The organism is Sulfurovum lithotrophicum (assembly GCF_000987835.1).
In the GTDB taxonomy this organism is placed as follows: Bacteria; Campylobacterota; Campylobacteria; order Campylobacterales; family Sulfurovaceae; genus Sulfurovum; species Sulfurovum lithotrophicum.
The window spans coordinates 1,176,696-1,197,014 of record NZ_CP011308.1; the positions used below are offsets into that span (position 1 = coordinate 1,176,696).

Genomic DNA, 20,319 nt, shown 5'->3' on the forward strand with positions numbered 1-20,319 from the left:
GTTTATCCTTCCGGGCAGCTTGAAATCAGGAAGCGTTACCTCTGAGCACATCCAGTACATTCGTGGCATACGCACCTTTTGGAAGCACAAAAGAGAGTTCATAATGGGCTTTCTCTTCCACATAGTTCTTCTTGATCTCCGTTACCTGTATCCAGGCATAGCGTCTTGCCCCGTTCATTTTGATCTCTTCATCAAAGTGTTCTTCCAGCATTCTTGCGGTTGCAGCGGACCTTTTTACCCTTGTACCGGGTATGAGGCCTGTAGGCGCGATATCTTTTGTTTCAAACCGTTCTGCCTCTTTGCTGAGCTCTTCCACTTCAAAAAGCCTGCCGTACGGGTAGTGCATCATCAGGTCACCTTCTACAAGTTTAAAAAAGTTTTTTTGTTCTTTGCTACCTTTGAGTGAACCCTCAGGCAGCTTCATCAGTTTCTCCGTATCTGCTTCGCTGAACTCCTGTAGCAATAGTGTAAGCTCCATTCGTCTGCAGAGCCAACTGTTGAAAAGATAACTCTGATACGATCCCATCAGGAACTCTCTGGTCTTTCTGTCGCGGATCTTCAGTTTCCCTTCGATCAGCTTTTTCCCGTCTTCCCAGTTGTTTCCGTCCGTACCGAAGCGCTGGTTGCCGAAATAGTTCGGTACCCCATGACTCTTGATCCATTTCAGCACAGAATCCAGTTTATCCTTCTGCACACCGAGCACTTTTTTCAAACGTATCTCGAAACGGTTACCTTTGAGGTGCCCTACACGTATCTTATTGTTATGACGTACTTTATCGAGTATCTTGATCTTCTCATGGCTGAAAGCATCCAGTTTCTCTTCGAACTTCGCCGGCAGGGAGATGTACTGAATGGTCATGGCATGCTTGTCTTTCAAACCAGCATAGCCCATATCACGTCTTCTGATGCCGACATGGTTGGAGATTGCATCGAGCATTTCCCAGGTAGTCATCTCTTTTTTTCGTACTTTGAGTACCAAATGCTCACCCTCCCCTGTGAATTCGTACAGAGGTATCTCTTCAACAGTAAAATCACGCGGAGTAGAATTGAAGACAAAGTCGTTCTTAATATTGAGAGGGTAGACAAGTTTCATTGGGCACAGTCCTGGTATTGTAATAAGTATTTATTTTATCATAATCCAACAGAAAAAGAATTGACAACTTAATCTTTTAAAAGTATAATCGACCTGTATAAAAGAATTTCCCAAACAGGAGGTGTTAAATGAAAGTAGGAAACATTGTAATCGTGGCCAATCTTGGTGAGCTGAAAGTATATGAGGCAATGCCGCGCGACCTTGAAGCGGAAGCAGGACTGAAACCCACACATGTAAAACTTGACCTTGTCGATGAAAAGTGCTACAGTGAGTCACACAAGAAACTGCATGAGATACTGACTGATCAGGCAGGCCGCTTTAAAGGCGGAAGTCAGGGACGAGGTACATTCACACAGGGCAGTATCGGAGAGAAGCATACGATTGAACAGGAAATTGAAGAAGATGTGTTGAGAGAACTCGCTAAAGATATCTCGGATATCATTATTCAAAAGAGCGCTCCAGCATATCTTGCTCTACCCGATATGATCTGCAAACGTATTGTGGAGCGTATATCTCCTGACGCAAAAGCAAAAGTGGTCAAAACAATAGAAAAAGATCTTATAAAAGTAAACAAAACAGAACTGCCGAACCAATTCTAGTCTGCCCTCTCCCGGTCTTGTCCTGATAGATAACTGGACAAGACCATTTCTCTTTTTCCCGATTGGAATATACCGGATTGACTTTTCCGCAAAAATATGTATAATCACAATGAATAATAAAAATAATACAGGACAACGTTTGAAACTTCATAACAAAGAACTCATACTATTCGACCTGGACGGTACACTTATAGACAGTGTACCTGACCTCACGCTTGCGGTCAATGAAATGCTCAGCGCACTTAACAGAAAAACTTTCCCTGAGGATACGGTACGGTACTGGGTGGGTAACGGAGCCCAAATGCTGGTCAAACGTGCCCTGCTGGGAACAAGAGAAACAGATGAAGAGGTGGATGAAGTACTATTCGAGAAGGCAATGGCCCTTTTTCTGGACTTCTATGCAAAGCATTTGGCAGAAAGTACGGTCACCTACCCTCATGTGGAAGAGACACTCCGCAGCCTGAAGAATAACGGCTACAGACTTGCCGTCATTACCAACAAACCTTTTGCCTTCGTTGGTCCGATCCTGAAAAACCTGGGCCTAGATGACCTCTTTGAGCTGATCCAGGGCGGCGACTCTCTGCCCCAAAAAAAACCGAACCCCGCCCCGCTTCTGCATACCTGCAGGACACTTGGGCTCTCTGTGGAGACCTCCCTGATGGTTGGAGACTCCAAAAATGACATTATTGCTGCCAAAGCTGCCGGTATGCAAAGCATCGGTGTGACTTACGGGTACAACTACGGGGAAGATATCGCAGTACACGGACCCAATGTCATCGTCGATGACTTTGCCGACATCATAAAGCATTTGATATAGGAATGGAAAATATGAACGAAAAAGCCAAAATCGCTATTATCGGAGGTGGTGTTGCCGGTGCCACATCTGCACTTTACCTCGGCCAGCTCGGGCTGGATGTTACATTGTTCGAAAAGGAGAAGAGCCTCATCAGCGGACCACCCTTCTGTCATTTGCACGCGGGAGGAAACCTCTACAGGGAGATCTCCGATGCACAGTGCATCACCCTGCTCAAACAATCCATTGACTTTCTGCGATACTATCCCTTTATTGTGGACTACCGTCCGACTGTCATTGCCATTCCTACAGAGGACAGAGGAACACCCCAGGATCTGCTGCCACGTCTGGACCTTCTTGCAGAAACCTATGAAACACTCATCCAGAACGATCCCATGAACAAAGTGTTGGGGGAGAGCAGTAACTACTACAAGCTCTACAGCAGTGACGAGATAGAATCTCTCAGGCAGCAGCCTGTCGTACCTGTACCCAAAAGTAGTGACGAATGGATGATCCCTGTGGCCAAACAGATCGATCTTGACAAAGTGAAGTATCCGCTTGTTCTGGTACAGGAATACGGGCTCAACCTTTTTCGTCTGGCTTCAGGTGTGACACTGGCACTCAAAAGCCTCTCAAACGTAGACCTGAAATCCGAATCCATTGTAAGTAATATTCAGGAGAACTGTCCCTCAGGATCCTGGGATGTTACCTACGTTCAGAATGACCGTGTCCAAGAAGAATACTTCGACTATCTCATCAATGCGGCAGGCTTCCGGTCCGGGAAGATCGATGACCTGATCGGCGTGGAGTGCAAACGTATGGTTGAATTCAAGGCAGCCTATATCAGCCAATGGGAAAGCTGCTGCGACACGCTCTGGCCGGAGGTCATTTTTCACGGTGAACGAGGAACACCGCACGGAATGGGGCAGTTCACTCCTTACCCCGACGGTTATTTTCAGCTTCACGGTATGACAAAAGAGATCACACTTTATGAAGAGGGGCTGGTCTCCAATACACCTTTCAGCTGTCAGCCGCATCTGAAACAGGACTTCATCGAAAAGATCGAAAAATCATGGCGACCTGAAGAAACAGAGAAACGCACACGAAATGCCATCAGACATCTCTCACAGTACCTTCCTGCATTTTCCAAGGCTAAAGTGGGTTCCAAACCACTCTTCGGCGCACAGCAGATACCCGGTGACGACCCTACTCTGCGGGTGGCAGAAGTCTCCTTTCCTGCCCCGAGATACGCCCGTTGCGAGATCGTGAAGGTCTCTTCTGTCCTCGATATGGCCGATGCAATCGCAAGAGACCTGGTCAAGTGCGGATACCTCCCGCCCTCCGCGCAGCACCAACGGAACAAAAATTCCATCGATGCACTGGAAGAAGCAGAAGTGGCCGAGTATGCAAAAGAGATCGCTCTTTCAAGAGAATACCCGGCTTCTCTTGCCAAACTTACCATGCCCAAGAAGATGTCAAACCTTTGATGAAAAAGATCCAAGAGAGCTATGCCCTCTATAAAGAGCTCGAATCCCTCGATCTTTTGCAGCACAGACCAAAATACTGGTGGCCCGGTGCCGGCAGTTTCGAAGTTATTGTCGGTGCCGTCCTTACACAGAATACGACCTGGAAGAACGTTGAAAGATCTCTGCAGAACCTTGAAGGATGCCTGACACTTGAAAATTTTTTCAAACTGAGTGAAGAGCAGCTCAAGGAACGTATCCATCCCAGCGGATTTTATAACCAGAAAGCCCCGAGACTGTTTGACCTTGCTAAAAATATCAAAGCAGAATTTAGGACCTTTGAGCGGTTTCAGACTGACGTGAGCCGTGAATGGCTTCTAAAGCAGAAAGGTGTCGGCCCCGAAACGGCGGACAGCATCCTATGCTATGCCTGCTTCCGGGATGAAATGGTCGTTGACAGCTACACCAAAAGAGTACTTAGAGAGCATGATATTGTACTTCCAAACTACACTGCCTACAAAACATTCCTGGAAAAAGGCATTAGAGAACAGTGCCACGAAGAAGATCTGAACCTGATATTCGCCCGCTTTCACGGCATGATTGTGGAGTACAACAAAAAGATGAAACTAAAAGCCTAAATTCCCTAGAGAAAGTGATGGCTTTTACAGGGAAAGCGTTCACTGTTTTTAACGACTTCTGCAAAAACTGTCAGTGTCGTTCCTGATACTTCGGCAATTCTTTTCAATGTCTCCAGATGCGCTTTGTTGAAACCGACAAGCATTTCATACTCTTCCCCGCTAAAGCCTATTTCATCGCTTATATTATTTAATATTTCAAATCCATATTTATTCATATCAAGCAACTTGTTCGTATCGCAGTACAGCCCGTCGGAGATATCCATCCCGGCACTCAGGAACGGTCTTGCTTTCGTGACGAAACCGGCTCTCAGTTTTGGTTCATAGAAGCAAGAATTCTCTGCGATCGTCTCTCCGCTTAAAAGTCTGTCCAGGTCTCGTTTGCACTCACCCAGTGTTCCGGTGTAGGCAAGCAGGTCACCCTCTTCCAACCCCTTACGTAAAAGCGGAGCATCACTCTGTGAAATGATGGCGATGGAGAGGTGAAGCTTGTCTCCGGCAACGGTATCGCCACCGATGATCTCACAGCCGAACTGGGCAGCCGTGTCCTCAAGGCTTTGCGTCAACGCGTCTATCTCTTCCGTGGTCACATCCTGAGGCAGGGAGATCGTTACCAGGGCATATTTGGGCTCTGCATTCATCGCTATGGCATCCGAGAGGTTTACCAGCATGGCCTTCCTCCCTATCTGCGTCATGCTCATCCACGCTCTTTTGTAGTGTGTATCTTCAAAGAAGGCATCCATACTGTAGAGTGTATTCCCTACCACAGCGGCATCGTCACCGATATATTTGGAGCTCAGTTTATGAATGAGATAGTGCTCTTTGTCCATTTTACATACTTTATATACAGAAAATTCTGCAGATTATTTGGCAAAATTGTAACATACTTCTACATATTTAATACCAAAAGAGTCCGAAATTGGGATCAGTAGAAAAAAGTAAGTTATAATGATTTCATCAAAAAACAAGGAATATCTATGTCATATACACTCAATATCAAAGCATTTTTTTTCAATGCACAAACGGATTATCTTCCTTATTATAAACATTTCATGATCACTCTGGACGAAGATACAAAAGCCGTTGACATGCTCGAACTGATAAAAGAGCAGAATGAAAACTTTGCCTATCCGGAGGAAAACCTTGTCTTCCGGATCAACGACCTTGTTGTGGAGGGTGACCAGCCTATGAAAGAAGTAGTAGAGAAACTGGGTACCGCTCTTCAGATCGATCCTGTCAATGCCTACCGCTCCAACAACGGGCTGATCATAAATGACGATGACTTCATGCAATCCTATGAGTTACTTGCCCCGTATGCCTCAGAAGAAGACCTGGAGTACTACAAGACACTTTACGCCCTGCATTATGCTTCTGAAACAGAGAAATTCGACCATGACTACATCGGGGATGCCATTCTTGTATTGGCACACAGGCTCATCGCCGAAGAGAGCGAACATGCCGAAGTGATCCTGCATACGATCTCCACTACCCACAGCGGCCTGTTCGAATGCGAATACGAGAACAACCTCTTCAGGGTACAGGAACATACGGATGCCATCGAGGCGCTCAAGCTGATGGTCAAACCACCCAAAAAGACCGAACCGGGATTAATAGACAAAATGACCGCAAAATTCATTAAAAAGCCTGAATCCAAAAAGGAATCTGTCGTACTTTCCGAGACTGAAGGTAAAGAGATCGCCTATTATTATGGTGGAGGCAGTGACAACTCCGAAGCCATCGCAAAAAAGACCGCTGCGTTGGGTGCGACCATGACCACCTTCTCAAGAGCCCATAAACTTTCCGGCCTGACACTGCTTGAAGACCGTAAGGAGCTTGCTTTCAAAAAAGCAGGTACTACACTGCTGGATGCCCTTGACAGCGGAGCGGATATTCTGATCGTTGAAGATGCCGAGGCCTACGGTATGTTCAAAAAAAACCTTCCTGCGATCGAAAGAACTATGGGAAGAGACATAGAACTCACGCTGATCACGACCGAAAACTTTCTTGCTATGAACGAATCAGTAGCCGCTTGATAAAAATGTCTGATGCATTACATTAGGTAATGTAATGCACAGATGAAAAACTGTAACACTCTTCTATTCTATTATCCTATTCTCCCACCATATTAATTAAACTTAATGACTAAATAGCTATAATCAATGTAAATTGCAACAAAGGACATAGCTACTATGAATACGAACTCAGATGTTAAAATCTACGAATATGATGCTGTGATTGTCGGTGCCGGTCTTGCCGGTCTCGCTGCTGCCAAAGAACTGACAGCTGCGGGGAAAAAGACTGCGGTCATCACCAAGCTTCATCCCCTGAGGTCACACTCGGGTGCTGCACAGGGTGGTATCAATGCCGCTTTGGGTAAAGACGACTCTACGGAACTACATGAATTTGATACAGTCAAAGGGTCTGACTACCTTGCGGACCAGGATGCGGTCGAACTTATGTGTACCAAAGCCCCTGAAACGATCCGGTGGGCAGAGCACATGGGAACGGTCTTCTCCAGAGATGAAGAAGGTGATATCGCTATCAGACCATTCGGCGGCCAGTCCAAACCCCGTGCCTGCTATGCGAAAGACAGAACCGGTCTTGCATTGCTCCAGGCAATCTACGAGCAGGCATTCCGTGAAGGTATTGAAGTATTCGACGAGTGGTACTGCGCAGACCTGCTGTATGAAGACGGGAAAGTTTCAGGGGTCTCTGCTTTCAATATTCGCAATTCAGAGCCGGCTATTTTCAATGCAAAAGTAACCATGTTTGCGACAGGCGGACATGCAAGAGCGTACAGATTTAACTCCAATGCGCATGCCAATACGGGTGATTCACTTTCAATCGTTGCAAGACACGGCCTTCCGCTTGAAGATATGGAATTCGTACAGTTCCACCCGAGCGGACTCGGTGGTTCGGGGGTACTTATCTCTGAAGCAGCACGTGGTGAAGGGGGTCGTCTTTACAATTCTGAAGGTGAAAGATTTATGTCCAAGTATGCTCCCAATGCTATGGAGCTTGCATCAAGGGATGTTGTAAGCCGTGCGATCATGGAAGAGGTCCGTCAGGGACGCGGTGTGGGTAAGGACGGTCAGTCCGTGAATATCGACCTGACGCACCTCGACCCAGAGATCATTCTGACAAGACTGCCGGAGCTTCGTGAACTCGCCATCGCTTTCCAGGGGCAGGATATGCTTAAAGAGCCTATCCATATCTCTGCAACGGCACACTACTCCATGGGGGGTATTCCGGTCAATATCGACTGTCAGGTACGCAAAAGCCCTACGGAGTTCGTAGAAGGTTTCTATGCTGCGGGTGAATGTTCCTGTGTTTCCGTACACGGAGCAAACAGACTGGGTGCCAACTCGGTACTCGAAGCCCTGCTTTTCGGACGTCATGCCGGTGAAAACATGGTAAAAGCACTTGATGAAGGTGTAGAATTGCGTAAAGCGAACAAAGCAGATGCACAGAGAATGCTCGATGAGCTCAAGAGGATCAAGACATCCAATGGAACAGAGAGGGTTGCGGACCTCAGAACGGAACTGCAGAACGGGATGACAGCTGATGCAGGTGTATTCAGGACTAAAGAATCACTGGAAAGACAGCTCAAACTGATCGACAGACTGCTGAAGCGCTTCAATAACATCCGTATTGATGACAAGTCTCATACTTTTAACACCGAATTGCAGGAAGCTCTTGAGCTTGGTCATATGCTTGAGTTCTCCAAATTCATTGTCGTAGGCGCGCTCAACAGAGAAGAGAGCCGCGGTGGCCACTACCGTGAAGACTTCCCGACACGAGATGATGAAAGATTCCTCAAACATACGTACGCCTATATGGATGAAGACTTCAACATAACCACGGAATGGGGAGACGTTGTCCTCGGCAAGTTTGAACCTAAAGAAAGAACATATTAAGGAGGGCATGATGAGTGATACAAGAAAAGTAACGATAAAAGCATTCAGATTCAATGCTGAAACAGACTATCTTCCATACTATAAAGAGTATGAGATGGAAGTGGGAAAAGATGAACTCATTCTCGACCTCCTCAACAGGATCAAATGGGAACATGACGGTTCTTTCTCCTACAGACGTTCATGCAGGCACGGTATCTGCGGTGCCTGTGCGATCAAGGTGAACGGAAGAGCGACACTGGCATGTAAACAGAATGCCATTGAACTGCTTGATCTGTTCAACAATGAACTGGTATTTGAACCTTCCAGTAAAAAACGCGTGGTTAAAGATATGATCATCGACAAAAAGGACTTCTGGGACAAACATGCGGCGGTCCAGCCGTATGTAGTTGCAGATATCGACCCGCATCCCGAGCATGAAACAAAGCAGAGTATTGCAGAATTCAACAAATTCCTTGATTCCGACCTTTGTATCCAGTGTGGTGCCTGTCACTACTCCTGTCCTGCACTTGAAGCGAATCCTGACTATCTCGGGCCTGCAGCACTCAATGCAGCATACCGATTCACGGTCGATACCAGAGACCATGCCGGCAAAGAGAGACTTGAACTCACAGCTGAACCGGGTGTGGGTGTCTGGGACTGTGTGAAGTGTTTCGAGTGTGCCGAAGCCTGCCCCAAAGATATCAATCCTATCGAGAAGATCACTAAATTGCACAATATGCAGTTTGAGCAGCATGTGGCAAAAAGCAATGTCGCTACAAGACACGCGGAAGGTTTTGTACGAAGTATCAAAAAGCACGGTTTCCTTGACGAAGCGGATATCGTGGTATATTCAGAGGGGTACCTCGGTATGTACAAACACCTCAAAACCGCGATGAAAATGATGAAAGCCGGCAAGATCCACTGGAACGACGGACTGCCTTGGGTGGACAATGTGCCTAAATCCAAAAATCTTGATGAAATCCAGAAACTCATCGAGATCTCACAAACGAACAAGCTGTAAGGAGAAACGATGAGCAAATTAAAATATGCACTATTTACAGGATGTACCGCAAAGCAGTCCACACCTGAACTACTGTCATCTACGCTTGCAGTAGCGGATAAACTGGGTATCGAAATCACCATTCTGGAAGAGGCTTCCTGCTGCGGCGCGAGCCATCTTCAGGACTTCGACGAATTCCTGGCACATGTACTGAATGCAAGGAACATCTGCTATGCAGAAAAGCTTGGTCTTACCATGATCACCATCTGTAACACCTGTCAGCTCAACTCTGCCATGACAAAACATGCGCTTGACACGGATCCGGATCTCAAAGCGAGGGTCAACGAGAAACTTGCAGAGGTAGGCTTGGAATACAAGGGTACTTCAGAGATCAAACACTTCCTCTACTGCCTCATCGACGAGTATGGTCTTGAAAACATCAAGGATAAGGTGGAGGTACCACTCAGCCATCTGAACATTGCGCCATTTTACGGATGTCACAACATCCGCCCGTCCGAACTGCACCACACGAGCAACGGCGGAGAGAACCCGTACAACCCTACCTCACTCGACCAGCTCATCGATGCGCTCGAGGGCCATCCGGTCAACTACGACCACAAGAACAAGTGCTGCGGTTTCCACGTAGAGCTTCAGGCGAACCATACCTCAGAAATACTTGCAGGTAATGCCATGGTAGATGCTATCGACAACAATGCTGATATCATGGTAACACCCTGCCCACTCTGCCATCTCAAGATGGATACCTACCAGGACGATGTAGGCAAGGTTATCGGACGCGATATAGAACTTCCCGTTCTTCACATGCCTCAAATGGTTGCGCTTGCACTCGGCTGTACACCAAAAGAAATCGGCCTGAACTACCACGTTCAGAAAGCCACGCACCTTACGGCATAACTGCTGACATACTTCCGTATTCTGCGGAAGTATCTGCTTTTCTCCAAACTAAATATTTCAAATTTAACTCCGATTAGTATTAATCCACTATAATGCAAAAAATATAATTTTAGGAATATTTCATGTTCAAAATAATACTTGCCTGGCTCTTTGGTGCCCTCATCCTTATACAGGCCATCCAAATATCTATACCCAAACCCGAAAAGGTCACTCCAGATGAAGAGATCAAGGCACCTGCAGAGATCATGAAGATGCTGAAAACTTCCTGCTATGACTGCCACTCCTATGAAACAAAAATGCCATGGTACGGCAATATAGCGCCTCTCTCATGGGAAGTCAAGAGCCATATCAAAGAGGGACGTGAGTGGCTGAACTTTCAGACATGGGACCGTTACGATGATGAGAAGAAACAGAAACTCTACAAGGGTATTGCAAAGACCATAAACTTTTCTATGCCTATGCCAATGTATCTTAGCCTGCATAAAGAGGCCAAACTCAGCAGAGAACAAAGAAGACAGATAAAAGAATGGGCGGAAAGTAACATCAAAGAGGATTATTGATCAAATAAGATAATTTTTGTCCTATTTGTTAATTATTTATGTTATAATAATTCTACAAAACCAAATTCAAAGGATATAACATGCCAAAAATCAATAAATATGTTGACATCGACACAGTAGAAGGAGAAGCAAAAAAAGACCTTATCGACAGACACTCACCGTTCATTACAGTAGAAGGTGACGCAAAAAAAGGTGAAATGCTTGCAGTAAACGTTAAAATGGGTCAGGAGTACACTCACCCTGACGATTTTGACCACTACATCGAGTCTATCACACTTTTCGACGGTGACACAAAGCTCGCAATGGCTACATTCGTACCCGGAACACTCGGTAACGAAAAATCACATGCTGAAGTCACATTCAACATCAGACCAATGAAAAGCAAACTTAACCTTGTTGCACACGGATACTGTACAAAACACGGTATCTGGGAATCTACTCCGGTTGAAGTAACTGTAGTAGACTAATCTACGGCCCGTATTTACGGGCCTTATAGCATTCTAAAATTCAGACATACGGATTCATATTCTCCTTTAATTCTTCTCTTTGCTTATGATACATATCAAATAACTCTCTTTATTTTTCCACAAAAGACATTATTGCTTATTAAAAAGTCCTATTTCAGCAGTTGTTCCTAAAATATATTTATTTTTAGTCTTATACAATTAGGTTATAATATGTTAGTTTTGAATTTTGACTATTATTATATGTATTAGATGCAGGAAGGTAATCTTAAATGATATTTTTAAGCAGATATTTTCTGTTATTGATAACAATACTTAATTTTGCTTTTCCCGCTGATATTCCCGAGAAAGTTTCGGTCCAGCTTCAATGGAAGCACCAATTCGAGTTTGCCGGTTTCTATGCGGCCAAGGAGAAAGGGTTTTACAAAGAGGCAGGACTGGATGTTGATCTCATAGAATTTGATGGTGTATCAAATATTATAGATGATGTTCTCAACGGCGATGTAACATTCGGTATAACCTATTCTACTCTGATATACCGCTACCTCAAAGGCGATCCTCTTGTGATGCTCGCCAATTTTCTCAAGCAGTCTCCCCTTGTGCTTGTCACACAAAAACAGTACAAACTTCCAAGCGATCTTCGGGGCAAAAAAGTGATGGTCTCCGATACCATCATCAATGATGCCAAACTGATGATGATGTTTAAAAAATTCGATATGAATGAATCAGATTTTATCTCGGTACTTCCCACTTTCAATCTTCAGGACTTCATCGACAAAAAAGTGGACGCGGTAACGGTCTTCGTTACCAATGAAACCTTTCAGCTCGACAAAAGGGGCATTGCATACAATGTTCTCGACCCCAGCGCATACGGGGTCCGATTTTATGACCTGAATCTCTTTACCTCCCAGAAAGAGCTTAGAGAGCATCCTCAGCGTGTCTCGGCATTTAGAAATGCCACGATAAAGGGATGGAAATATGCGCTAAAACACAAAGACGAGATGATCAGGCTGATACTCGCTAAATACAATACACAGCACAAGGATTACGCTTCCTTGAAGTATGAGGCCGACCAGATGGAAAATATGATCCTGTCAAAACTCTATCCGGTCGGCAGTATCGATCCCAAGAGAGTCAAGGAGATTTCCCAAACATTCATTTCCCTTGGGATGCTATCTCCTTCGACCCCTTTGGACCTTGATCCGTTTATCTACAACACTGTTCCAGATGATATCGGTTTAAGTCAAGAAGAGTCGAGCTATCTCAATACAAAAAATGTTATTACCTACTGTTCCGATCCGGACTGGCTGCCACTGAGTGCCATTGTTCAAGGAAAACATATTGGTATGGATGCCGATTATCTTTCGATCCTTTCTGAAAAAATTGGAAGACCTTTCCATCTGGTTCCGACTAAAAACTGGAATGAATCGCTTCGTTTTGCCAAAGAAGGCAAGTGTGATATCCTTACTTTGGCCATGGAAACACCAAAGCGAAAAGAATACCTTCTTTTTACCAATCCGATACTGAATATTCCGCTGGTACTTGTAACTGGTATTGATAAAGGTTTCTATACGAACCTAAGGGAACTCGCCGACAAAAAGATCGGTATCACCAAAGGCTACGCCTATGAGGAACTTTTCAAAAAGATAAATCCGGGCATCAAGCTGGTCGGGGTTGAAAGTGTCACAAAAGGGATGCAAATGGTAGCCAAAGGACAACTTTTCGGTTTTATCGACAACCTTAAGAGTATCGGGTATCTTATACAAAAAGAGTATGTCGGTACCCTGAAGATATCTGCAAAATTTGATCAGAACCTTGTTCTGGGATACGGTGTACGCAAAAACCAGCCACAGTTACGATCCATACTCAATAAAGCAATAACAACACTCAACGAGGGAAAGATACAGGCTATCGAAAATCGATGGACAAGCGTCAAAATAGAAAATGGCGTAAATCATACAATGCTTCTGATGATCTTGCTTGTTGTATTGCTTCTCATTCTTATCTTCTATTATCGCTTTAGGAAAATCCATGCTGAAAAGAATGCACTTGAGACCATTTCAAACATAGACGCCCTTACAGAACTTTTCAACAGAAGAAAGATCGATCAGCTCATAAATAGCGAAGTAAAGCGCATCACTACCAAAGGCCGTTTCAGCCTTATCTTGATCGATATTGACAATTTTAAAAACATCAACGACAGCTATGGCCATGATGTGGGTGATATTATACTTAAACATATCTCGATAATATTGAAGAACAATGTCCGAAAAAAAGACTGTGTCGGACGATGGGGAGGCGAAGAGTTTCTCATCGTCTGTCCCGATACCGGTAAGCAAGAAGCTGCTAGATTTTCTGAACGTATCCGGGCAGCTATCGAGAACGAACGTTTCGAAAAGGTACTGAATGTAACTGCCAGTTTCGGTATCGCCGAGTACAACAGGGAAAACATCGACGATACTCCTCTTATCAGGAGACTAGACAAGGCTCTCTACCAGTCCAAAAGAGCAGGAAAGAACAGGGCAAGCGTGGCCTCCTAGTCAGATGTTTATTTATTATTCCCTCTAAATAAGTAAATTCTCAAGCAGCCCAGGCTAATTGGCATTGGTTGGTATTTCTCATCATCACTGCACATCCAAAAATGCATTGATCTTCGCTAACTTTTTACCCTCTTCATCATTCATTACTTTTACATAATACTCCGACATCGCCGTTCTGATGATATTGGTTGCATCTTTTCCGGTAAGTTTTTTCAATTCTTCGAGATGTTCTGCCTGCTCTGCAGTGAAAGAGATAGTGATCTGCTGTGGTCTGACTGCCATATGAATCCTTTTTTGGCACTATATTACCACAGAAGTATTCCCGAACATTAACAAAAATCAATAGAAACTAAAAATTATCTGTCCACACTAAAACGTCTTTGCCATTTTTCTCTCAGGTTTGGGTAACGGTGTTTCAAAGTGTTCAACTCTTTTTCCAGCTTGGAGTTGAAATCAACCTCTTTCTTTTTTAGTACCTGCAGGAAAGCGATACGGCGCTCTACAAAATAGAAGTAGAGCAGGACACTGATCGCAGCGGCATAGAGGCACCAGACAGAAGTCAAACCGTATGGGATGAAAACATAGACAAGAACTAGAAATAAAAAGTTCAGTAAACCAAAAAGCTGTATGGCGATACTTCGGCTTAAAAGCAGTGCACCGCATGTGGTCAGAACGTACAGGAACCCTACCCAGATTTTGTCTGTCCATTCATTGACATAGACCAGTATATGATTTTTTACATAAACAGAGGTAGGTTCTTCGGCAAGTCCGTAGAGTGTATACGCTGTAAGGATACCGCCGATGACCATCAGCACCCCTATGAGTTTTCTGCGTGTTCCCGCCGGTTCAATCAGCCAAAGTGACAAAGGAATGAGGAACTGCAGCAGTCCCTGAGCATAGAATACGAAGATACCCTCTGCGAGTTCAAGAGGACGGGGACCGATAAGACCGTACATCCCCAGCCAGACGAAGCCCTGCGTGAACTGATGCAGGGCAAAAAGAAACGGCAGGCTCGCAAAGACCACCTCATTGGGGGTACTGACTTTCTTAAAAGTCAGGATCGCTACGACAAAAAGTGCCCCCGAAAGAGTAAAATTCAAAATAATAGAAAACATAGGATTATTATACTTGAATCCTCTGAAGGGAACCTCTAAATATTAGAGGTTCCCTGAACTTGACGTAGATCAGAGACGCATAAAACTCTTTTCCAGGCTCTCGCTGAAGGTGGGATGCGCCAGTATCGTTCGTTTGGCGAGTGTGGCATCCATCTCTCCGGCGATCGCCATGGCAACGATGGCAACAAGCTCTTCAGCATGGGGCGCAAAGATCTCGGCACCTATGATGAAGTTCTCCTCATCACCGTACACAGCCATGAGCCCGAGATCGGCATCGTTGATATGCGGATAGGGCAAGCCTCCCAGCGGTACGCTGCTCTCATGATAGGTGACATCCCCATCTTCCAGTTGCGAGCGTATCTTACCGACATAGGCATAGGAGGACGGCAGAGTATGTATGAATTTGACGATATTTTCCATGCGTATCGCTTCACGTTGTTTCCCGAGGATACGCCGAACCACATAGAGCACTTCCGCCCTGGCGGCATGGGCGAGCTGTATCTTCCCGTTACAGTCACCGACGGCGTAATGGTCACGCAGCGTCGTTTCAAAGTGCACGTCAGTCTCTATCCCTTTTTTACCGACCTTCACTTCCTCTGTCTGTACGGCATCCGTATTGGCACGGCGCCCGGTCGCTACCAGCAGTTTTGGGACATAATGTTCTTTCCCGTCACCAAAGACGATATGCACGCCGCGTTTTGTCTTCTTCGCTGTTTTGACCGTCTGGTATCCCATCAGGGTCACACCAAGATTCTCGAACTGTTTCATCAAATGCTTTGAGATCGTCGGATGTGCTTTCCTTAAAAGCCTGTCATGCCGCCAGATCAGCTCGGTCTCTACGCCTGCAGCCGCAAAAAAGCTTGCCATTTCCAGACCGATCGCCCCCGCACCATAGACCGCGATCTTCTCGGGAAGCTCCTTCATATTGAGCACATCGTCACTGCTGATGACATCTTCTCCGTCATAGTCGACCCCCTCAGGGATAAATGCAGAGGATCCCGTACCGATGACGATATGTTTGGCCGTAACGGTACGGTCAGCGACTTTCACGGTATATGGTGCGATAAGGACCCCTTCCCCATCTATCAGCTCCACATCGCTGCACTGTTTGGTGATCGCACCCGTCGCCATGGAGAGCATGGTCTCCTTCTCGGTATCGAGTTTTGCCATATCCAGTTCTATCTTTCCTGTAAAATGGTTCTTTCTTGAAGCCAGAACCGTTTCAGCGGCATGCAAATACATTTTGGAGGGAATACACCCGTTATGCAGGCAGGTCCCTCCCAGATGTACCATCTTTTTTTCTACCAGTGCCGTTCTCAGCCCGGCTTTCGCCGCGGTTACGGCACCCGCATAGTTCAGGCCTCCACCCAGAAAAAGAATATCGTAGTCGTAGATCATTGTGCTGCCTCCTTGAAGAACATTTCATCCTGTGCCAGTGTTTTGAGTTCCTGCATGAACAATGCCGCCTGATATCCGTTGACGATCCTGTGGTCAACCGTAAGAGTAACTGTGATCCTTCCCTCTGTCTCACTACCGATCGCAGCTATGGCGCAGTCATCTTTGTTGATCATCGCATCGAACTGTTCGATACCGGTCATCCCCAGATTGGAAATCCCGAAGGTCGAACCTGTCAGGTCTTCCTTTGTCAGTCTCTTTTGAGAGATCTTTGTCTTGAACTGCTGCAGTTCTTCAGCGATCGCCGCAGGTCTCTTTCCGTTCACCGCCTTGAATACCGGCATATAGAGATATTCGCCATGGGCCATGGCAACAGAGATAGAAGCATTCGGCCAGAGCTGCATATGATCGTCCGTAAGGGTCAGACGGAAATATTTCTGCCGCATCATCGCTTCGGCAAAGAGTTTGAGCAACCAGACCGTGATCGTCAGATCTTTGGATACATAGCGGTTCAGCAATGTAGCATCGATATGGTCCGTCATATGGTAGACTGGACGTTTCTGCGCAGAGTTTACAATGGCTATCATCGCTTTGTGCGGCATGTCGATCGGTTCGGGCAGAGGTACTTCATGCGATTCGATATAGGCCTTAATCTCGGATTCATTATGTTTCTTCCGTGCTTCAAAAAGATCGATTGAAAGATTGTATCTGGCAATAAGTTCAAGTGCTTTGGGCGTAAAGTAGCGACGCAGCCAATACCCTTTGACATCTGCCGAATGTGCCGGAACGGGTAGTTTGCCTTCATTCTGCAGGGTTTCTATATCGAGACCGTACTTCGCAGCAAGCGCTCTGGCTCTGGGAGATGCATTACCTCCGGTATAGGAGGACTTCTCTTCTGTTGAAGTACCAGAAATTCCCATAAGCATATCGATGGTACTTGGTGCAGATGCCCGGGTTTCAACAGGTGCTTTTTTCATTTCCGGTGCAGGAGAATGCTTTTCTTTTGCAGATACGGTTTCTACAGGCTTCTCGATCGCGGGGGCAGGCTTGCTTTGCTCTTTGGATTTTTCTTCCGTTTTGATGCTGCTTCCGGAGTCTGTATCCGTATCGATCACCGCCATCGGCGTTCCGACCGGCACAGTACTGCCCGCATCTATCAGCAGTTCTTTTACTGTTCCACTTTTGAAGGTTTGTATCTCCATGACCGCTTTGTCGCTTTCTACCTCTGCGATCACATCACCGTTCCTGACCACATCCCCCGGTCGGATCTTCCATTCTACCAGCTGTCCTTCATCCATCGAATCCGATAGACGGGGCATCACGACCTTGTAGTCCATAGCACTCCTCCTGTCCTTTTATTTATCTTCTTGACTGCATCATACTTTTAAAAAAGATCTGCTGTGCCAGTTTTCCGAAGCTTTCCGTCAGCGTCGGATGCGGATGGATCGTTTTCATTACATCCATCGCCTTGAGTTCATTGGCGACGATCAGTGAAGCTTCGCCGCTGAGCGAAGAAGCGTCCTCACTCACGATCTGAATACCGCGTATGATCCCGCTTTTCTTTTCTATGACAAATTTCAGGAAGCCCTCTTCAGCTTTATCGAGCTGGGCACGGGCATCCACGGCATAGTCATAACGTTCTACGGATACTTCCATCCCCAGTTTTTGTGCATCTGCTTCGCTAAGCCCAACAGAGGCGATCTGTGGATCAGAGAAAAGTACCCAGCTGAGCTTGGACATATCTGTTTTATGCTTCATAGGTGCGAAAATATTATGGATGGCTATCCCCGCTTCATAGGTGGCCCAGTGTGCGAACTTCGGCCCTACCGTACAGTCACCTACCGCATAAATGTTCTCCTGTGTGGTCTGCAGTGTTTCATCGACATGGATACCGTGCCGGTCGAAGTCCACGCCTACAGTTTCAAGTCCGAGACCTTCCACATTGGCAGCACGTCCCGTAGCGATGAGCAGATAGGGTGTTTCAAGGACTTTTGCTTCACCGTCCTGCGTATAGCTGACAGAGAACGCCCCCTCCTCACCCTCTATTTTTCCAAAAGTGATATTGAGCTGTACATCGATGCCCTCACGTATCATCTTCTCCTGCACCACCATGGCTGACTCTTCATCGATGTGCTTCAGAATTCTTTCACTACGTTCAAGCATGTGGCATTTGGTTCCCAGTTTGTTGAACATCTGTACCAGCTCACAACTGATCGCCCCCGCACCGATAAAGGTGATCTCTTTGGGTAGTTCCGTTTTTTCAAAAACTTCCGCATTGGTCCAGGCATTTTTGACCCCTTCTCCTTCAAAAGGAGGAAGGAATGCTGCAGCCCCTGTTGCGATAATCGCATGGTCAAAGGCGATCTGCTCTCCGTCTATATCAATGGTATGCATATCGGTGAAGCGTGCCGTTCCCTGTCTGAACTCCAGATTCGGAAACCTCTCCATCTGCTTCATAGCCCCCATCGACCTGCGTTTGAGTATCTGTTTTTTGTCTTCAAGCACGGCTTCCCAGTGTATCTGTTCTTTTCCTTCGACATCGATATGAAAGGCTTTCATCTCTTTAAATATCTCAAACCGGTTGGCGGCATTCTCCAGCACTTTGGAGGGGATACATCCCTCAAAAAGGCATTCTCCGCCGGGTGCATCTCTCTTGTCGACAAGCAATACACTTTTACCGAACTGTGCCGCTGCCATAGCCGCAGGTGTACCGCCGGGCCCTGCCCCTATGACTACGAGATCATATTTCTTCATTCTTTATCCTTTTATAACAGGTTTATTACTTATACCAAATTAAATTTAAAACATATACGATAACGGCATATGCTTGTGTACAGATGTGAAATGGCAAAGATGAAGGGCTGGCCGTAGCCAACTCGAATCTTTGGTATTTTGCAGATGTACGCAAGTCTTGTTGTTTGCGTGTATGATTTTAATTTGATTTGGTATTACCTTCCAGTATCTGCAAAGCTTCCTCGACAGAAGCGTTCTTCACCGTGACGGCATAAATGGCGTCCGCCATACGAATGGCTTCATCGAGTGGACGCTGGTGAATGTTGCGCCCCGTTCCGTTCCCGCGGCTTTCGCCATGGTGTATCTGCTCATGCAGTTCCATCAGGAATGCTTCAGGCGACGTTTTGTCTCCGCCTTCACACAGCACACCAGTCCGTCCCGCAGCGGTTGTCACTTCTTTGAGCCCCTCAGTATCGAGTTTGCCGTCTATGTACGGTACTTTGAGTTTGGCAAAGTCCGCTCCGAGTGCCGCACCTACTCCGGCCGCACCCGAAATGAGATGTCTGTCATGCTGGTCTTTGACGAAATTGCCTTTAGGATAAATCCAAAGCACGGCAATCCAGCCGTTGCGATGCGCCTCATGCACGATGCGTGCCGCTTCGCGGAGCATGGCATGTTCATGTTCGCTGCCCAGATAAAGCGTATAGCCCACCCCGCGTATATCCAGCCCGCTGCTCTTTTGAAAACGGACGACATCTTCCACTTCAAGCCACTGCTGTGAGTAAGGGTCTTTGGCTTCGTAGGGGATGAGATTGGTCTTGGCATTGAGTTTTACCAGATAGGGAATATCGCTGTAGTCACGTCCGTAACGGGTAATAAGCCCGAACTGTGTCGCAAAGACACCGATGTCGGCTTTTGAGGCGATCTTGAAAAGATGTTCGGGGTCATTGTCTTCGAGCGGAATACCTTCACCATAGAAGTCATTGTTGAGATGCTCGACTTTCTGGTCTCCGGCAAAGAGCATCAGCCGTCCGCTTCCGCCGGTCGTTTTCTCGAAATTCTCAATAAACGCTTTTTCTTTATCGGCAGGGACATCTGCCGGGAGTGTCATTTTCATC

Annotated in this window: 19 protein-coding genes; 11 read left to right on the top strand and 8 right to left on the bottom strand. The window is 46.2% G+C overall.

Annotated elements, in window-relative coordinates:
• Positions 1-25 precede the first annotated feature (25 nt).
• A complete protein-coding gene (gene truD, locus YH65_RS05780; RefSeq protein WP_046551040.1) occupies positions 26-1,093 on the bottom strand; it encodes a tRNA pseudouridine(13) synthase TruD in 1,068 nt (355 codons plus the stop codon).
• A gap of 128 nt (positions 1,094-1,221) precedes the next feature.
• Here truD and YH65_RS05785 point away from each other — a divergent pair, with 128 nt between their 5' ends.
• From YH65_RS05785 to YH65_RS05800, 4 genes are all read left to right on the top strand, one after another.
• On the top strand, positions 1,222-1,692 hold the full coding sequence (locus YH65_RS05785; RefSeq protein WP_046551041.1) for a host attachment protein: 471 nt from the start codon (positions 1,222-1,224) through the stop codon (positions 1,690-1,692).
• A gap of 109 nt (positions 1,693-1,801) precedes the next feature.
• Positions 1,802-2,509, top strand: a complete 708-nt coding sequence (locus tag YH65_RS05790; RefSeq protein WP_245609170.1) for a phosphoglycolate phosphatase — start codon at positions 1,802-1,804, stop codon at positions 2,507-2,509.
• Positions 2,510-2,511: 2 nt separating this feature from the next.
• Positions 2,512-3,972: an FAD-dependent oxidoreductase gene (locus tag YH65_RS05795; protein WP_046551043.1), complete on the top strand. Its 1,461-nt coding sequence runs from the start codon at positions 2,512-2,514 to the stop codon at positions 3,970-3,972.
• Complete coding sequence (locus YH65_RS05800) at positions 3,972-4,586, top strand: 3-methyladenine DNA glycosylase (protein ID WP_052746106.1); 615 nt, start codon at positions 3,972-3,974, stop codon at positions 4,584-4,586. Before YH65_RS05795 ends, YH65_RS05800 begins: the two co-directional genes overlap by 1 nt.
• Positions 4,587-4,591: 5 nt before the next feature.
• Here the strand turns inward: YH65_RS05800 and YH65_RS05805 are convergent, their stop codons facing one another.
• A complete protein-coding gene (locus YH65_RS05805; protein WP_046551044.1) occupies positions 4,592-5,413 on the bottom strand; it encodes a thiamine-phosphate kinase in 822 nt (273 codons plus the stop codon).
• Between the two features lie 147 nt (positions 5,414-5,560).
• On the opposite strand from YH65_RS05805, the gene YH65_RS05810 reads away from it, so the two are divergent.
• From YH65_RS05810 to YH65_RS05840, 7 genes are all read left to right on the top strand, one after another.
• Complete coding sequence (locus YH65_RS05810; protein WP_046551045.1) at positions 5,561-6,616, top strand: hypothetical protein; 1,056 nt, start codon at positions 5,561-5,563, stop codon at positions 6,614-6,616.
• Between the two features lie 156 nt (positions 6,617-6,772).
• Positions 6,773-8,500: an FAD-binding protein gene (locus tag YH65_RS05815; RefSeq protein WP_011980888.1), complete on the top strand. Its 1,728-nt coding sequence runs from the start codon at positions 6,773-6,775 to the stop codon at positions 8,498-8,500.
• Between the two features lie 10 nt (positions 8,501-8,510).
• Positions 8,511-9,500 carry a succinate dehydrogenase/fumarate reductase iron-sulfur subunit gene (locus YH65_RS05820; protein ID WP_011980889.1) on the top strand — a complete coding sequence of 330 codons (990 nt, stop codon included), beginning with the start codon at positions 8,511-8,513 and terminating at the stop codon, positions 9,498-9,500.
• Between the two features lie 9 nt (positions 9,501-9,509).
• Complete coding sequence (locus tag YH65_RS05825) at positions 9,510-10,394, top strand: CoB--CoM heterodisulfide reductase iron-sulfur subunit B family protein (RefSeq protein WP_011980890.1); 885 nt, start codon at positions 9,510-9,512, stop codon at positions 10,392-10,394.
• A gap of 122 nt (positions 10,395-10,516) precedes the next feature.
• Positions 10,517-10,954: a heme-binding domain-containing protein gene (locus YH65_RS05830; RefSeq protein WP_046551046.1), complete on the top strand. Its 438-nt coding sequence runs from the start codon at positions 10,517-10,519 to the stop codon at positions 10,952-10,954.
• 80 nt (positions 10,955-11,034) lie between these two features.
• A complete protein-coding gene (locus tag YH65_RS05835) occupies positions 11,035-11,421 on the top strand; it encodes a class II SORL domain-containing protein (protein ID WP_046551047.1) in 387 nt (128 codons plus the stop codon).
• 269 nt (positions 11,422-11,690) lie between these two features.
• Positions 11,691-13,958, top strand: a complete 2,268-nt coding sequence (locus YH65_RS05840) for a diguanylate cyclase (protein WP_052746107.1) — start codon at positions 11,691-11,693, stop codon at positions 13,956-13,958.
• Positions 13,959-14,042: 84 nt separating this feature from the next.
• Here the strand turns inward: YH65_RS05840 and YH65_RS05845 are convergent, their stop codons facing one another.
• The 6 genes from YH65_RS05845 to YH65_RS05870 all read right to left on the bottom strand — a co-directional run bounded on the left by YH65_RS05845 (position 14,043) and on the right by YH65_RS05870 (position 20,318).
• Complete coding sequence (locus tag YH65_RS05845) at positions 14,043-14,240, bottom strand: ribbon-helix-helix domain-containing protein (RefSeq protein ID WP_046551048.1); 198 nt, start codon at positions 14,238-14,240, stop codon at positions 14,043-14,045.
• Between the two features lie 74 nt (positions 14,241-14,314).
• Positions 14,315-15,073, bottom strand: coding sequence for a DUF6629 family protein (locus YH65_RS05850; RefSeq protein WP_046551049.1), 759 nt, complete (start codon positions 15,071-15,073; stop codon positions 14,315-14,317).
• A 69-nt stretch (positions 15,074-15,142) separates the two neighbouring features.
• Positions 15,143-16,471 carry a dihydrolipoyl dehydrogenase family protein gene (locus YH65_RS05855; RefSeq protein ID WP_046551050.1) on the bottom strand — a complete coding sequence of 443 codons (1,329 nt, stop codon included), beginning with the start codon at positions 16,469-16,471 and terminating at the stop codon, positions 15,143-15,145.
• Positions 16,468-17,805 (bottom strand): 2-oxo acid dehydrogenase subunit E2, encoded by a 1,338-nt coding sequence (locus tag YH65_RS05860; protein WP_046551051.1) that lies wholly within the window; start codon positions 17,803-17,805, stop codon positions 16,468-16,470. The genes YH65_RS05855 and YH65_RS05860 overlap by 4 nt, the downstream gene beginning before the upstream one ends.
• A gap of 22 nt (positions 17,806-17,827) precedes the next feature.
• Positions 17,828-19,222 (bottom strand): dihydrolipoyl dehydrogenase family protein, encoded by a 1,395-nt coding sequence (locus YH65_RS05865; protein WP_046551052.1) that lies wholly within the window; start codon positions 19,220-19,222, stop codon positions 17,828-17,830.
• A gap of 178 nt (positions 19,223-19,400) precedes the next feature.
• A complete protein-coding gene (locus tag YH65_RS05870) occupies positions 19,401-20,318 on the bottom strand; it encodes a beta/alpha barrel domain-containing protein (RefSeq protein WP_046551053.1) in 918 nt (305 codons plus the stop codon).
• Between the last annotated feature and the right edge of the window lies 1 nt (position 20,319).